Raw genomic sequence first — 16,250 nt, forward strand, 5'->3', positions numbered from 1 at the left:
TTCAAAGATATTGAATTATATATTCAACCAATAGGTAAATTTTAATGTAAGTGATCTGGTTTTAGGTGCAAAATCATTCACAAAATAATTGTCGTTATAAACAATAAACAGATCAGATAAAGGTCTAAAACGCCATTGCAGACGACTGTTAATACCAATATTATCTCGTTGATTGCTATACTGCACCAAGGTTGTCCAGAATAACTTTTTATTAAAAGTTACATCAAACCGTGGTCCTACCAACCAAATGGAAGCATCTGGGTAAGGTTCTGGCAAGTCTATATTATCATAATTAATTTGTGCTGACGCCACAAAATAGGGTTGTAATCGCAAATTTAAATTTCCTTCAAAAGAAAATCGTTCCCCATTGAAGAAAGTGCCATAAGAAGGATTTAAAGAATACGAAAATTTCTTACGCATATCTGAACGGAATTCGATTTCATATTGTGTGTAATCATATTCTGATCCTTGAGGCAATTCAATAGCATCATCAGTGTCAGTGGGGTCAAAAGAATCATTTACCAATTTGGTAAAACGATGATTCATTGAAAATGAAATTTCGGATTGATTGTTAAAATTACTCTCCCATCTCAAAATATGTAAGCGGTCTGAAACCCCAAAGTTCAGTGCATCTGGTCTAAAGATTGTGATGGGAACAAAAGCTAAACTATGCCTGTTAAAAATTCCTTTTTTAGGCCAAAATTTTACTTCTAAATCTAAGACGGTTTTGAAAATATCGGTACGCCGCACAAATCCCAATTCAGACCGATAATCATCGCCAGTATAAACTCCGCTCAATCTCGCATCAAAATAACGGCTGTTAAATTGTGTAGTAGCACCAGCTGAAAGGTCCTTATTTCTGGTATTTGGTGTGAATGATTTATGTAAAAAATACTTTCCTGTCCATGTATTATCTTTTGAAGCTAAATTATAATCTAATCCTATTACCCTATTGTAAGAATTATTATCAGTCTCATCATCATTATCATTTAAGAAGTCATAGTTCTTGGTTGCTTGCTTATTGATGAATAAAAAACTCAGGTTAGACCTGCTAAATAATTTATGTTGTAGCGCAATAACCGCATTATTGGTAGCCGCAATTTCGTTCGTTTCATCTTCTTCAGTTTGCATATTTAATAATCCAATTCTAAAATCGTTCGTAAGCTTTCCACTTAATCGTGCACCGGCAATAATATCGTTAACTATGGTTTCATCATCTATGTCCTCTGCAATTCCTATTCTTCTTGAAAAAAAGGCTCTTGATTCTCTAAAATCACCAAAACTCCCAAAAAGATCACTATTTTCTATAAAAAACTGACGTCTTTCAGGTAAAGCAACACTGAATCTGGTTAAATTTGTTATTTGCCTGTCAACTTCTACTTGAGAAAAATCAGGATTAATGGTCAGATCTAGATTCAAACTATTACCTATTGTAAACTTAGCATCACCGCCAATTTTAAAATCAGTGCCGTCTGTATCTTCTTCAAAATCTTGAATTCCGCTAGAATTGATGTAAGGAATAATTGCTATAGGCGATTTAGATTTACCCAAAGGTTTTTCAAAATACATATCACCCATATAGGCCAGATTGAAAATAAATTGGTTTTGAGGAATATTAATCCAAGTATTTCGCTCATTGTCTTGTGTATCAAAATGATAACTATTGAATCTCCATTTGGTTTCACCTTCTCTATACTTAAATGCATATAATGGTATTGACCATTCACAGATGTAATAATTCTCATGAATCTTTGACTCTCCTTGCCACTTTACATCCCATGAACCGTCAAAATCACGTACATCAGTACCACCATTAGCTAATAAAATTTCACGCAATACGCCATAAGGATTAGAACCAAAAATAAAGGCGTTGGTGGCATCATTAAAGGTGTCAAACATCAAGGTAATATTATCACTACCTCCTGCCCTAAAATCTCGCCGCAAAGAAGGTACTATGAAGTCATTGCCTTTAGCATGTACTTTTATACCTACATATAGATTGTCATCATCAAACAGCATTTTAATTTCTGTCTGAGCCTTTGCTTGTAGAGAATCTGTTGGAAATTGTTGCCAAAAATTGGTAGCGATATCAGCTGTTTTCCATACTTCTTCGTTCAGTACGGCATCCACCTCAATTGGGGCGTTAATATATTTGACAGTAAACTTCTTTTCTTGAGAAAAAAGCTGGCAAAAAGTAAGGAAAATGGCTATGTAAAGGAAATGATATTTTCTAAGCATTCCGCAAATTGACTTCAATCAAATATAGAATATTTAATTGTTAAAGAAGTCTTAATTATCTTCTGTTTTCCTCTTAGGTTCACGCCTTGCCTGTTTCAAACTTTGGTTCAGCATCCACTCTATTTGACCATTGGTACTGCGAAATTCATCTGCAGCCCATTTCTCAACAGCTTTTAACATTTCTTCATTTATGCGTAGAGCAAAAGCCTTTTTCTTTGCCATCTATATTTTAGATTTATCAATTGTAAGAAACGATTTTGTCATAATATGTTTCTAACACTTTTTTCGCTTCATGTTCTTTTTGTGTTCCGATCAATATCTTTTTTCCATTTTTTAATATGAGTTGTATCCCTATATTTCCTTTTATATTATACGCAATACCTTTATTCTTATTAAATAGGTTTACAGATCGTATACCCCAACCCCAGAACTCAGAGATAGGGCTATATTTTCTAACATAAACTTTTTCTATAGCATTCCATTCAACTAATTTTTCCTTGAAATGAAATGGCAAGAAACGAAAACTGATACCTTTTTCATCAATTCTGGTTCTTAATTTCAAGGAGAAAACAACAACAAGCGAAAATGCTACTGTTAATAGGGTAATCATTAATCCAATCAATGCCTCAGATTTATTATCAGAACTTATATAATCATTGATCATAAATATAAGAGATATAAATAATGAACCTCCTAGTAAAAATAAAACCCAAACTTTAATAAATTGTTGTTCTTCTACAAAAACCTTCATTAAAATATATAATTTATTATACCCAATAATAGTAGAATTATATTCAGAATTAATAAGATCATCATTTTGTATTATTTTCTAGTGATTTAATGTACCTGCATTCAATACAGGTGTTGCATCCTTATCGCTACAAAGCACCACCATTAAATTACTTACCATTGCTGCTTTACGTTCTTCGTCCATATCCATTATTTCATTCTTCGCTAACTCTTCTAAAGCCATATCAACCATACTTACAGCTCCTTCTACGATTTTATGACGAGCAGCTACAATAGCTGTAGCTTGCTGTCGCTTTAACATAGCATTGGCTATCTCTTGAGCATAAGCCAAATAACCAATACGTGCTTCAAGTACTTCAATTCCCGCAATAGACAAACGCTCTTCAATTTCTTTTTCTAGGGTTTCACTAACCTCATTTACACTAGAACGAAGTGTTATATCTTCTTCAAGACCTTCATCAGCAAAATTATCATAGGGATACATGCTGGCTAATTTTCGTACTGCGGCATCTGTTTGAACACGTACAAAATTTTCATAATTATCTACATCAAATGCCGCTTTATAGGTGTTAGTTACCCTCCATACCAAAATGGTACTGATCATCACCGGATTACCTAATTTATCATTTACTTTTAAGCGTTCACTATCAAAATTACTTGCCCGCAAGGATATCTTCTTCTTTGTATAAAATGGGTTTACCCAATAGAAACCATTTTTCTTCACTGAACCCACGTACTTTCCAAATAATAACAACACACGTGAGTTATTAGGTTGTACCATGATAAATCCAATAGCCAGTAGTATGCCAGTAAAAATTGCAAGAATATATAAAGGATTTTCAGTTCTTATAAGTGTTGCAATGCCACCAAAAAATAAAACCAAAGTAACCAATAGCATTACATAACCATTGGTAGGAACAATTATTTTCTCTTCTTTCATTTGTTATTGTTTTTGTTTGTTAAATATGATTTTGAATTGATATCATTTTAATATCATAAAGATATAATAAAAAAAATTAAATTTCCAAATTTTTAACAAACAATTTTTATATTTTAGCCGGAAATCAAAAAATTCATGAGGATTTTAATTATCTATTTATTCGCATTCACAATAAGTACTTCTTGTTGGGCAAATACAGTTAACATTTGGGGACCAACAGGGCATAGGGCTACAGGACAAATAGCAGAAAAGCATCTAACTAAAAAGGTCAAAAAGAAGATAGAAAAACTGCTAAAAGGTCAAAGTTTGGCTTTTGTATCTACCTATGCTGATCAAATAAAGTCTGACAAAGCTTATGATAAATACTACACTTGGCACTATGTAAACATGCCTTTTGATAAAACGTATGAAGAATCAGAAAAAAACTCAAGGGGTGATATTATAACTGGAATCAATAAATGTATTGAGGTTTTAAAGAGCGAAAACAGTTCTGATGAAGACAAGGCCTTTTTTTTGAAACTATTAGTTCACTTTATTGGTGATCTGCATCAGCCATTACATATAGGTCGTGCAGAAGATAAAGGTGGTAATGATATTCAAGTGCGCTGGTTTGATGAAGGTACCAATCTTCACAGGGTTTGGGATGAAAACATGATTGATGAATGGGATATGAGCTATCTTGAATTAGCAGATAATGCTGATGATTTATCAAAAGAACAGATAAAAGCAATTCAAAAAGGTACTATATTAGACTGGATGCGTGATACCAGAAAATTGACTAAACCAGTGTATGAATCGGCTAAGGTTGGAGAAAAATTACGTTATAAATATTCTTATGACCATTTTGAAACTGTAAGGAAGCAATTACAAAAAGGAGGGTTGCGTTTGGCTAAACTCTTAAATGAAATTTTTGGTTGATCTTATCTCAATAAATTAACTAATAATGTAGGGATTTACATTCTTATAATTTCTGATTATAAAATCTAAAGCGCTATCTAAAATATCTCCCATATTTTTAGAGCGTTTGAAATTAACATCATTCGTTAGCTTATAAAGTCCCATTTTTAATTCCCTTACTTTTTCAGGAGGCGAGATCACATCTTTTTTCATACAGTCTAATAACAAATTCAAACGATCATCTTCACTAGAAGCACGCTTGGCAAGTAACGAACGTTCTTCTATTTTATATTGCTCTATCGATTCTTTACGTAGCATATTCATGGTCATTTCTACCAATTTATTATTATCTTTTAAAAATTGTGGTTTGTATACTTTAGGATTCCCTTCATAAGATTGTTGATCAAAATCAATGGCTCTGATTCTATATTGAATTCTATCAAAATCATGCGTAACAACCATAACATAGTTATAGGCGCGCATATCACCTAATAACCGTACAAAAGATCGTTCGTTGAACTTTACAAATTCTTTGGCAATTGCAGCTTTATCCTGTTCAGAAATGGTATCAAGCTGCTCATTAATAAAAATATCACCAGGAATACCAGAAATATGCTCTTCAATGAGCGTGTCTTTATGAACCAAAAAATTAATATGATTTGGAGATAACATATGTTCTAATTCTAAGCCATAAATTCGCGACGCGTCTGCTTTTTTTATATAGAGATAGATATAATTATCATTTAAGATGTTTCGAACTTTAATTCTGAAGGGTTTTGAATTTCCAAATGTGCAGAAATCAATAGCGTCTATACTCAAAAAAGGAAAAGCTGCGTCACTACCATCAGCATGTAATATGGTATACATTTGTTTTAAGCTATACTCTATTTCCGCTCGCTCATGTTCTGCGAAATAAGTACTTATCCATAAAGTATCATTTCCTTCTTTGTCATAGATCTCTACAGCCCCTTGAAAACGTAAGAGATCCTCATAATAAATGGGAATTTTAATATTCCTACTATGATCAGTTAAATATGAAGATAACTGCTCAGTAATGGGATAGGCAGGCTTCTTTTTTGATATTAGTTTTTCATTCATGCATTCACTTATTAACTACTGAAGTACTAAAAATACTACGATTTTATTAACTACATTTAAAAATCTGGGAATTTGTCTGTTTCATTTGTTTTTAAGCTGCTTAAATATTAATTATACAGAATATTTAAAGAAACTCTACGTTTAGTATGTGTAAAATTTTTAATACGAAGCAAAAATTAGTACTTTTATCAATTGTAAAGTGTTGCTAAAAAACCCTGCATAATGAGAACATTAAAATTTATAAAAGCTATATTGGTTTTTACTTTTATAACTACTCTTAGCTCCGTTAATGCTCAAGAGGCTTTGAAAGAATTACCGGAAGGTTTTGTATATGCTAAAGAGGTAATACCAAATCTAAGATCAGATTTGCGCTATTATTCTTCTAATAATTTTCTTGGAAAGCCAGTTGATGGCTATATAAAACCTAAATGTATATTGACAAAACAGGCCACTGAAGCTTTAAAAAATGTGCAAAATGAATTAGGACGACTAGGTTTTGGTCTCTTAATTTATGATGCCTATAGACCACAAAAAGCCGTAGATCAGTTTGTAGCATGGACCAAAGATTCTGCAGATACTGCTACCAAAGAACAATATTACCCAAACATACCTAAGAAAGATTTAATTACTGAAGATTATATTGCCGAAAAATCTGGTCATAGCAGAGGAAGTAGTGTAGATTTAACCATTGTTTCTTTGACTACTGGTCACATTTTAGATATGGGGAGCCCTTATGATTTGTTTGATGAAAAGTCAGGTATAGCCTATCAAGGGATTACTAGAAACCAAAGGGCCATACGTCTACTTTTAAAAAGACGCATGGAAAAACATGGGTTTAAATCACACCCAAAAGAATGGTGGCATTTTACATTAGCTAAAGAGCCATATCCTAATAAATATTTTGATTTTCCTGTGGAATAAATAATAAAACTTCTAAGTCGCTTAATGAGCGGCTTTTTTAATTGCCACTTTTTCTTCTTTCAAGATAATCAGACTCAAAAGTTAAAAAGGTTTCATACATATAAATAGGGAACTGTTTTATGAATCCAAAAAAAGTTTGATCTGTTGTTTGTACAATAAAATCAGAAATAAAGTAAGAAAACGTCTTTTTACTTCTCATTGCATGTACATGCGACGTAATAATTATAGGCTTTCTAAGTCTTAAATCTTTTAATAATTTAGTTGAATACAAGGCATTCTCGTATGTATTTCTTGCTTTGTCTTCTATAATTATTCTGTTAGACGGAATACCATTATCTATAAGGTACTCTTTCATTACTTCAGCTTCAACAAATTCATTATGTACTGCTGAGCCAGTCACAATTATACTAGAAATGTTATTTTTTTCATAAACCTGTAAAGCTTTATCTAATCTAGATTTAAGTATTTTACTTGGCTTACCATCTTTAGTTGCCGGGTTGCCTAATACAATCATCGTGTTTTCTGAAGATGTTATTTTTTGCTGTTTCACATTAAAGATTATAAAACTAAATAGCATTATACATAAATATACTAAAGGAGTTAAAATCAGCGCCTTTTTAGCAGTAGAAAATTTTGATGAAATTTTTACTTTTTTGACCTTCTTTCTAAAGTGAAGTATCAAAAAAATAATGATAAACAACTTTATGTTCAAGCCAATGAAACTTATCCAAAACAATTGTTCCATAAAAAAGGTATCTACTTCAAGAGTTAACATAAAAAAACCGCTCTAATTTAATTAAAGCGGCTGTAGACAAGGTTAATCAGTTGTTAATTTTCTTTATCTAAGTTTTTGGTTTGATTAAAACCTATTAATAAACCTACACCAGCCATAGTAAATATAACGCCAGGATATAAGGCTTCTTCATCTAATGTAGTATATGTTTCCAGAATACTTGCTATAAAAATACCTATACCTACCCCCATAAGTACTAAGGCTAAATTCAAAATCAACACCTTCCAAACGGGAGCTGTTCTTTGAATTCCTTTATTAAATATACTAGCATCTGCACCTTTTTCTATGAGCGACATTCGTTCTTTGTGTCTGGTTGAAAAATATAAATAGATAATTCCAAAAAAAGTGGCAAATACTATTGGTATAACAATTACTTCTGATCCCATAATTTATGTTTTGAATGATTAATTAATTATTGTTGTTTTGTCTTATGACGATCGTTTTTTAAATCAGGTTACAGATTTTTATATTTTTTTAATTCTTGTAACCTATAATACTTTTCTATCGTCTTACTCATAAATGAACCTCAACCAAACTGACCATATTTTAATAAAGGCTATTGTATCTGGTGATACACGCGCTTTTGAAACGCTGATAGAACGCTATAAAAATTTAGTGTACAACTTAACGTTACGTATGGTGAATGAAGAAGACGCACAAGAAGTTGCACAGGATGTATTTTTAAAAATATATCAGTCACTGGAGAATTTTAAAGGTGAGTCAAAACTTTCTACGTGGATTTACAAAATAACGTACAGAAAGTGTTTAGATGCTATCAAGAAAAATAAAAGAAAACAGAATATCATTGAAACTAATGAATTGAGCGATTATAAAATTGTGGATTTAGATAATGCTTTTGATCAATTGGAGTATGAAGACAAACAGCAATGTATACAACAATGTTTAAAAAAATTACCAGAAGAAGATAACTACCTTATCAATTTATATTATTTTGAGGAGTTATCTTTAGAAGAAGTAGCAAAGATTATTGAAATATCTCCTAATAATGTAAAAGTAAGATTATTTAGAGCCCGTAAGAAATTGGCAATTGTATTAAAACAATATGTAGCACCTGAAATATTAGAAGGTTATGGAAGACAACAACACAGATAAAAAATTAGATCTACTCATAAAAAAAATGGCTAATAGGCTGGAAATAAAAGAAACTCCAGTGGATTTTACAAAAAACATTATGAGCAAGGTCAGAGCTCAAAAGACTAGTGTAGCACAACCATTAATTGCAAAACACAGCTGGTACCTCATTGCTATTTGTTTATTAATACTAGTAGTTTTTGGGTATTACAACATAGAAAGTGCCGGTTGGTTTTCTTACATAGAGATGCAAAGCAAATTTAATTTTGAAATATCTCTTCCTACCTTAGAGCTATCAAACACCTTGGTATGGAGTATTGCTTTAGCAGGACTTTTTATACTAGTTCAGATTAGTTATTTAAAACATCTATTGGACAAGAAAATTTAAAAGTGGCTGTCTAAAAAGATTTAAAATTGTCATTTTGAGCGTAGTCGAAAAATCTCAATACGCTGTAAACCATGCAATTGTACAGCATAAGATTCTTCATATGCATTCAGAATGACACTTTTTAGACAGCCTCTTTTAATTCTTCCGTTTTCCTGGCATTTTTTGTCCGTTTTGATACAAGAAACAAGAGCTATAATTCCCTGCGTTATCTTTTACAAACTCAACTTTTGCTGGAACTTCTTTTAAAAAGAATATTTCATTAGATTCTGCATGCAATTGCAACTTTGGTTGCCCGGTAGCCTGAATAAATAATTTTTCATCTTCTACGGTAATATTTAAGTCAAAACCTGGCTGTAGCTCATAAGCCCCAATATAATTCTTCAGAATGTCTTCATTCACATTAATCCCTTCACGTTCAGAAGCTGGTTTCTTATTGGTCTCTATTCCTTTCGTTTCATTACTCATATTGGTCATGTTAACTTGTTTCTTACCAGTCTTATCTTTAGAAAAATGATAGGCAATTGTTCCTTCATCAAAAATAAAATGAGTTTCAGACAGTGGGTAAATATCAAAAGGAGTACTACCATCACGCTGACTAACCAGCTTACCGTCTTTAAAGGTGATTCTTCTGATTGCTCCTCCTTCAAACTCATAAGCACCGGTCCATTGTTTTAATTTATCTTCAGAAAGTGAAATAGCATCCTTTTTATTTGGGAATGGCTTTCCTAAAGCCACAGCTGCCACACGCTGCGTAAGAGCGCCTACGTCATTACAGCTACAGTTACTCAAACCTATAACATATATATCCTCCTTAGGAAAATAAATACCATTTGTTGAATACCCAAAAATACCTCCACTATGCATATATAGTTTAGATCCTTTTAAATCACCTTTTGCTAGACCATAACCATAATCAATTTCTTCACCATTGTTTAATTTTGATCCATTAATGGCTTTTGCTAATGTTTCTTTTTTTATGAGTCTATTATCCCGTAGTGCTAACTGCCATTTCAGCATATCATCAACCGTTGACATTAATGAGCCTGCGGCATAAGGCAAGGTTAAACTTAAATAATCAGCGTTTCTAAAACCATCGTCATTCGTCATATATCCTGAAGCACGGTTGGGTATGATATCTACCATGTTTCCGTAACGAGAATTTGTCATCTCTAAAGGTTTGAAAATTTCTTGCGCTATAAAATTTTCATAGCTTTTCCCTGAAACCTTTTCAATAATATAACCCAATAGTATATAACCAGAGTTATTATATAAGAAACGCTCCCCCGGGTCAAAATCCATTGGTTGATCTTTAAAAATATCAATGATTTGCTTCGGGGTTTTATCCATTCGAGCTAGGCTATCAATGTTCATAGAGGTATAGCTCTTAATACCAGAGGTATGGTTTAATAATTGATGAATAGTGATCTTCTTATCTTTGGTAGGGTAGTCTGGAATAAACTTTGTGATCTCATCTTCTACTTTCAATTTTCCTCGTTCTTCAAGCATTAAAATGGCTACCGAAGTAAACTGCTTGGTAATAGAAGCCAATTCAAATACATTTTCAAGTTTCAAAGCCACATCTAATTCTAAATTAGCCATACCTGCTGTACCTCGATAGATGGGTTTACCGTTTTTAGCAACTAATAAGGCTACCCCAGGCTCGTTAGCTTTATAACTAGACTTTACAATTTCATCTATATCTTTTGCTAAATCTTGTGCGTGAATTGAAAAGGTAACGCTTACTATAAAAAGTGATACCCAAAGTTTAAGATGTTTCATAAGCTATAATATTTGTGTAAAGATAAGACGATCTTTATATAAATCGGTTACAGTTAATTATTGGTTTCGTAATTTGTAATTTTAATACAAAGCAAATCTCATTTGACCTATTTTAGTCAACAACAACAAGTTTTTTCTATTTTCTTTATTTAAAAAACCACTTCAAAAATTTGAAGTGGTTTTATTATTTATGCGATGCTGAAACAAGTTCAGCATGACGTAATTTATTTCATAAGCTCAAAACTGCGCTTGATAAAATTTGTTAAATCTTCACCTTGCAATAGGTTCTGAGATAGCTTTGCTAAATCTAATGCTTGATTTACATATTCTTCCTTCTTTGTTTTGGCTTTCAAAATTTTCTGCATTAAATCATTATTAGTATTCACTACAAGATTATACATTTCAGGAAAGCCTCCCATCCCCATGAATCCGCCACCACCTGTCTGCTGCATTTCTTTCATTCTGCGCATAAACTCAGGTTGTGTAATGATAAACGGATTGTTACTGGAATCTAATGCTTCTAACTGCACTGTATATTTATCCTTTGGCACAATACCTTCAACAATCTCTTTTAACTTCTCTTTTTCTTCATCAGATAATTTTGAAATTTGCTCTTCATCTTTCTTAATCAAATTATCAACATGATCAGAATCTACACGGGCAAATTTAATAGGCTGTTTAGCATCAGATAATTCCATATTTTCACCTTCAATTTTTTGAATTAAATGCGAAATTATTGGAGAATCAAGTGACAATACTTCATATCCTTTATCTTTTGCCGATTGAATATAACTGTGTTGCTCTTCTTTACTTCCTGCATAAAGAATTACTATGTTTTTATCCTTATCTGTCTGTGCAGGTTTGATCTTTTCAATTAATTCATCAAAAGTTAAATACTTTCCATCAACTGTTGGGTATAAAGCAAACTTCTGAGCTTTCTCATAAAACTTCTCTTCAGAAAGCATTCCGTATTCAATAACAATTTTGATATCATTCCATTTCTTTTCAAACTCTTCGCGGTCCTTTTTGAATAGCGACTGTAATTTGTCAGCTACCTTCTTAGTGATATACGAAGAAATCTTCTTTACCGCACCGTCTGCTTGTAAATAGCTACGAGAAACATTTAATGGGATGTCTGGTGAATCAATAACACCTCTAAGCATCTGCAAGAAATCAGGCACAATACCCTCTACATTATCTGTTACAAAAACCTGGTTCTGGTATAATTGAATTCTATCCTTTTGAACATCTAAATTGGTCGTTAACTTCGGAAAGTATAAAATCCCGGTAAGATTAAATGGATAGTCTACATTTAGGTGAATATTAAATAATGGCTCTTCAAACTGCATTGGATACAACTCTCTGTAAAACGATTTGTAATCCTCGTCTTTTAAATCTTTAGGTTGCTTTGTCCAAGCCGGATTTGGATTGTTGATGATATCATCAACAGTAATTTTCTTTTGTGGCTCTTTTGTTTCCTTGCCATCTTCTCCTTTAATTGTTTTTGGCTCATGATCCGGATCATCTACTTCTTTCGTTCCAAACTTAATTGGAATTGGCATAAACTTGTTATACTTGGTCAATAGCTCTCGGATTCTATGTTCTTCTAAGAACTCTGTAGAATCTTCAGCTATATGTAAAACAATCTCTGTACCCCTATCTATCTTATCTGTTTTCTCTAAAGTGAACTCCGGAGAGCCGTCGCACGTCCAATGAACAGCAGCTTCTTTATCATTATGAGACTTCGTTATAATCTCTACTTTGTCTGCAACCATAAAAGCAGAATAGAAACCAAGACCAAAATGACCTATGATACCTGCGTCTTTTGCAGCATCTTTGTATTTATCTAAAAACTCTTCTGCACCTGAAAAAGCAACTTCATTGATGTATTTCTTCACCTCTTCTTCACTCATACCCAGACCTTGATCAATAATATGCAGTTTTTTTGCATCCTTATCAATCTTTACCTCTATTTTAGGATCTCCATATTTGGCTTTAGAATCACCTACTGAAGTCAAATGCTTTAGTTTAAGAGTTGCATCTGTTGCATTTGAAATGAGTTCTCTTAAAAAAATCTCGTGATCAGAATACAAGAACTTTTTAATTAATGGAAATATGTTTTCAACTGAAACATTAATTGTTCCCTTTGCCATAATTTATATTTTTAGTTTTTATTGATTTTCAAAATTTAATAGTCAAAAAAAATACCAAGTCTATTCGTTCTGACAAGATGACAGCATTTGCGCTTTCTATTAATGAATACTATTCGCTGCATAATAAAATTCTATATATTTGATTAATTAAACTGACTACAGAAATAACTATGTATACTTCAAAAATTACAGGACTGGGCTACTATGTTCCTGAAAATGTTGTGACCAACAACGACCTTACAAAATGGATGGATACGAGTGATGAATGGATTCAAGAACGCACTGGAATTAAAGAACGTCGTTGGATAGACCCAAAAACAGGTGATAATACTTCTTCAATGGGAGCGAAAGCTGCCCAAATTGCTATTGAGCGAGCAGGATTAACAAAAGATGATATTGATTTTATTGTGTTTGCAACCTTAAGCCCTGATATGTATTTTCCCGGCGGCGGTGTGCGTGTTCAAGATATGTTGGAGATGCCTACCATAGGTGCTTTAGATATTAGAAACCAATGCTCAGGGTTTATCTATGGATTGTCTGTTGCCGACCAATTTATAAAAACTGGTATGTATAAAAATATATTGGTTATAGGTTCTGAAAACCACTCTGGTGGTTTAGAACGTTCTACTCGAGGACGTGGGGTGACTGTTATTTTTGGTGACGGAGCTGGTGCTGCTATACTGAGTAGAAGTGAAGAAAAAGAAAAAGGTATTCTATCATCGCATTTACATTCAGAAGGCAAACATGCAAAAGAGCTTTCATTAGAAGGCCCTGCCACAGGACGCTGGGTGCCTGAAATCATAGAAGCCAATGACCCGGATGACACTTCGTATTTTCCGCATATGAATGGGCAATTTGTTTTTAAACATGCTGTGGTGCGATTCTCGGAAGCCATTATTGAAGGCTTACAAGCCAACAACTTAACTAAGAGTGATATTGATATGTTGATTCCTCATCAGGCGAATTTGCGTATCTCACAATTCATTCAGAAAAAATTTGGCTTAGATGATAGCAAAGTATATAATAACATTCAGAAGTATGGAAATACTACAGCTGCATCAGTAATTATTGCTTTAACTGAAGCTTGGGAAGCAGGAAAGATAAAAGACAATGATCTTATTGTTTTAGCCGCTTTTGGTAGTGGTTTTACCTGGGGGAGTGTCATGATACGGTGGTAAAATAAAGCTTTTAAAATACAAATAAAAAAGGCACTAGATAGTGCCTTTTTTAATACTCTAATTTTGTTAAGTAATCCAATTTTTGTTTCCAGATATCTAAGTCTTCAGAGTGGTTTTCAATATTACTTTGTACGTTTTTAAGCAATGGGTTGTCATCTGAAGCGCTAGAAATAAAACTGATATTATTTTCAAGCTGTTTGATTTCTCTGGTCAATTCATCAATCTTCTTACGCACAAATAACTGTTCATCATTTAACTTTTTAATTTGATTAGAAGCCATATAACCATCTACAATATTTTTAAATTTTAGCATGGCTATTTCTTCTTTACCTAAATTCAACTGTCCATATAACTTATCAGTTAGTTTATTAAACTTAGATTCTATATGACGCATATTAAACGGAACAGCACCCAATCTTTTCCAATCATCTATATACGATTGAATCAATTCTAAAGACAACACCTTATTATCATCAGCTTGACTTTTTAAATTTTCAAGCAGGTCTTTCTTTTTATTGAAGATTTCTATTTGCTCTTTATTTGCTTCATCCTGTACATTATGTAATCGGTCAAAGTAATGATTGCATGCATCTTTAAAACGTTTCCAAATCGTATCAGAAAACTTTCTCGGCACATGACCTATACGTTTCCAATCAGCCTGTATCTGTTTCATGATAGGTGTTGCACTTTCCCAATCATCACTATCCTTTAATGATTCGGCTTGTTCTACCAAGGTTCTCTTTTTGTCCAGATTATCTTGCTGTTGTTTTTTTACTCCTTTATAAAAGGTGTTTTTCTTTCTGTTAAAATCAGAGGTAGCACTTTTAAAATCACTCCATACAGTTTCATTCTTAGCACGCGGAACTTTACCAATCTTAAAGAATTTTTGGCGCAAGCCTTCAAGCTCTTGAATTTTCTTTTGCCAACCACTATGTGAATCGGGCAAACTATCATTTAGCATGTTCTTAATTTCATCTATGACCAAATACTTCTTACCTACATTCTCTTCATATCTACTCTCTAGTGTCTTTTGAAACTCATGGCGTCTTTCATGTATTTTCTTTGTAGCTGTACTAAACTTTTGCCATACATCTTCTCTCAATTCTTTTGCAACAGGACCAATATCTTCTTTCCATAACCTGTGTAGAATTTGCAATTCCTTAAAGGCTTTATTTATATCAGATTCTTCTATTAAGGCCTCTGCCCTGCCAACAAGCTTTAGTTTCTCTTCAAGATTATGCTTAAAATCGAGATCCCTAAAATCTTTATTTAAATGTAACAAGTCATAAAAGCGTTCTACATGATGATGATAGGTACGCCAGATGTTGTTGTAATTGGCATAAGGTATCTTACCAACTTTTCGCCATCTATCTTGTAAGTCTCTAAACTTATTATACATACTTGAAGGCTCAGCAGTATTGATCAAACCTTTTAGTTCATCAATCAACTCACGGCGCTTTTCAAGGTTGGCTTGTTGTTCGACTTTTTGTTGCTTGTAATACTTCTCTCGTTTTACTTTATACTCAAAAAGCAAATCATTGTATTGAGATTTTATAGGATTTCGATATTGAAAATCTACTTCCTCTCCTCCTCCATCAATAAACGCTTTTTTCTTTTCCTGTAAAAGTTCACCAAATTTTTTATTGAATGACATTTTTAACTGCTCTACATCATTTTTAATTGCATGAATAGCATCTGTCTTAAGTAGTTTTTGAAGTTCTTTGACCAATCCTTCTAGGTCAAGCTTTGAATAATCTGTTTTTAGAGCTACAGATTTTACTTCAGAAGTTGAAGTTTCTTCGGGCTGTTCTTCCTTGGTAATTTCTTCATTGACAACATTATTTTCAGGTATAGCTTCTTCTGAATGCGGGTTATCAATATTTTCTAGTGCGTCATTGGTATCAACATCCTCAACAGGATTTTTATCAGTATCGCCTAACATATAAAAAATGTTTAAAGTTCCTCTTTTGGTAGTAAAAGTCTTGAAAGATACTAATAGATATACAATTAATCAAAACTTGCC

At 32.7% G+C, this 16,250-nt stretch carries 15 protein-coding genes; 5 read left to right on the plus strand and 10 right to left on the minus strand.

From position 1 onward, the window contains the following. Positions 1-15: 15 nt before the first annotated feature. The 4 genes from AC1EU5_RS05525 to AC1EU5_RS05540 all read right to left on the minus strand — a co-directional run bounded on the left by AC1EU5_RS05525 (position 16) and on the right by AC1EU5_RS05540 (position 3,928). On the minus strand, positions 16-2,238 hold the full coding sequence (locus tag AC1EU5_RS05525) for a DUF5916 domain-containing protein (RefSeq protein ID WP_480191831.1): 2,223 nt from the start codon (positions 2,236-2,238) through the stop codon (positions 16-18). Positions 2,239-2,289: 51 nt separating this feature from the next. Next, positions 2,290-2,460 carry a type II toxin-antitoxin system antitoxin gene (locus AC1EU5_RS05530; protein WP_480191369.1) on the minus strand — a complete coding sequence of 57 codons (171 nt, stop codon included), beginning with the start codon at positions 2,458-2,460 and terminating at the stop codon, positions 2,290-2,292. A 16-nt stretch (positions 2,461-2,476) separates the two neighbouring features. Further along, the gene (locus AC1EU5_RS05535) at positions 2,477-2,989 is read right to left on the minus strand and encodes a hypothetical protein (protein ID WP_480191370.1); all 513 of its coding nucleotides are present in this window, start codon (positions 2,987-2,989) and stop codon (positions 2,477-2,479) included. A 78-nt stretch (positions 2,990-3,067) separates the two neighbouring features. Beyond that, positions 3,068-3,928 (minus strand): SPFH domain-containing protein, encoded by an 861-nt coding sequence (locus AC1EU5_RS05540; RefSeq protein WP_480191371.1) that lies wholly within the window; start codon positions 3,926-3,928, stop codon positions 3,068-3,070. Positions 3,929-4,063: 135 nt separating this feature from the next. Here AC1EU5_RS05540 and AC1EU5_RS05545 point away from each other — a divergent pair, with 135 nt between their 5' ends. Beyond that, a complete protein-coding gene (locus tag AC1EU5_RS05545; RefSeq protein ID WP_480191372.1) occupies positions 4,064-4,846 on the plus strand; it encodes a S1/P1 nuclease in 783 nt (260 codons plus the stop codon). Between the two features lie 15 nt (positions 4,847-4,861). Here the strand turns inward: AC1EU5_RS05545 and AC1EU5_RS05550 are convergent, their stop codons facing one another. Beyond that, positions 4,862-5,923 carry a hypothetical protein gene (locus AC1EU5_RS05550; RefSeq protein ID WP_480191373.1) on the minus strand — a complete coding sequence of 354 codons (1,062 nt, stop codon included), beginning with the start codon at positions 5,921-5,923 and terminating at the stop codon, positions 4,862-4,864. A gap of 222 nt (positions 5,924-6,145) precedes the next feature. On the opposite strand from AC1EU5_RS05550, the gene AC1EU5_RS05555 reads away from it, so the two are divergent. Continuing rightward, positions 6,146-6,844, plus strand: a complete 699-nt coding sequence (locus tag AC1EU5_RS05555; protein ID WP_480191374.1) for a M15 family metallopeptidase — start codon at positions 6,146-6,148, stop codon at positions 6,842-6,844. Between the two features lie 37 nt (positions 6,845-6,881). Here AC1EU5_RS05555 and AC1EU5_RS05560 read toward each other — a convergent pair whose 3' ends face one another. Together AC1EU5_RS05560 and AC1EU5_RS05565 are read right to left on the minus strand one after the other, a co-directional pair. Further along, positions 6,882-7,394: a YdcF family protein gene (locus tag AC1EU5_RS05560; RefSeq protein WP_480191375.1), complete on the minus strand. Its 513-nt coding sequence runs from the start codon at positions 7,392-7,394 to the stop codon at positions 6,882-6,884. Between the two features lie 278 nt (positions 7,395-7,672). Continuing rightward, positions 7,673-8,023 carry a DUF6249 domain-containing protein gene (locus tag AC1EU5_RS05565; protein WP_480191376.1) on the minus strand — a complete coding sequence of 117 codons (351 nt, stop codon included), beginning with the start codon at positions 8,021-8,023 and terminating at the stop codon, positions 7,673-7,675. 133 nt (positions 8,024-8,156) lie between these two features. Here AC1EU5_RS05565 and AC1EU5_RS05570 point away from each other — a divergent pair, with 133 nt between their 5' ends. Together AC1EU5_RS05570 and AC1EU5_RS05575 are read left to right on the plus strand one after the other, a co-directional pair. After that, positions 8,157-8,750: an RNA polymerase sigma factor gene (locus AC1EU5_RS05570; protein WP_480191377.1), complete on the plus strand. Its 594-nt coding sequence runs from the start codon at positions 8,157-8,159 to the stop codon at positions 8,748-8,750. Beyond that, positions 8,728-9,117: a hypothetical protein gene (locus AC1EU5_RS05575; protein ID WP_480191378.1), complete on the plus strand. Its 390-nt coding sequence runs from the start codon at positions 8,728-8,730 to the stop codon at positions 9,115-9,117. Before AC1EU5_RS05570 ends, AC1EU5_RS05575 begins: the two co-directional genes overlap by 23 nt. Positions 9,118-9,252: 135 nt before the next feature. On the opposite strand, the gene AC1EU5_RS05580 is transcribed toward AC1EU5_RS05575, so the two are convergent. Together AC1EU5_RS05580 and htpG are read right to left on the minus strand one after the other, a co-directional pair. Continuing rightward, positions 9,253-10,896, minus strand: coding sequence for a serine hydrolase (locus tag AC1EU5_RS05580; RefSeq protein ID WP_480191379.1), 1,644 nt, complete (start codon positions 10,894-10,896; stop codon positions 9,253-9,255). 224 nt (positions 10,897-11,120) lie between these two features. Next, the gene (htpG, locus tag AC1EU5_RS05585; protein ID WP_480191380.1) at positions 11,121-13,049 is read right to left on the minus strand and encodes a molecular chaperone HtpG; all 1,929 of its coding nucleotides are present in this window, start codon (positions 13,047-13,049) and stop codon (positions 11,121-11,123) included. A gap of 170 nt (positions 13,050-13,219) precedes the next feature. Here htpG and AC1EU5_RS05590 point away from each other — a divergent pair, with 170 nt between their 5' ends. Continuing rightward, on the plus strand, positions 13,220-14,227 hold the full coding sequence (locus AC1EU5_RS05590) for a 3-oxoacyl-ACP synthase III family protein (protein WP_480191381.1): 1,008 nt from the start codon (positions 13,220-13,222) through the stop codon (positions 14,225-14,227). A gap of 49 nt (positions 14,228-14,276) precedes the next feature. Here AC1EU5_RS05590 and AC1EU5_RS05595 read toward each other — a convergent pair whose 3' ends face one another. Continuing rightward, positions 14,277-16,169 (minus strand): DUF349 domain-containing protein, encoded by a 1,893-nt coding sequence (locus tag AC1EU5_RS05595; RefSeq protein ID WP_480191382.1) that lies wholly within the window; start codon positions 16,167-16,169, stop codon positions 14,277-14,279. Between the last annotated feature and the right edge of the window lie 81 nt (positions 16,170-16,250).

Source organism: Maritimimonas sp. 2405UD52-3 (genome assembly GCF_056591715.1).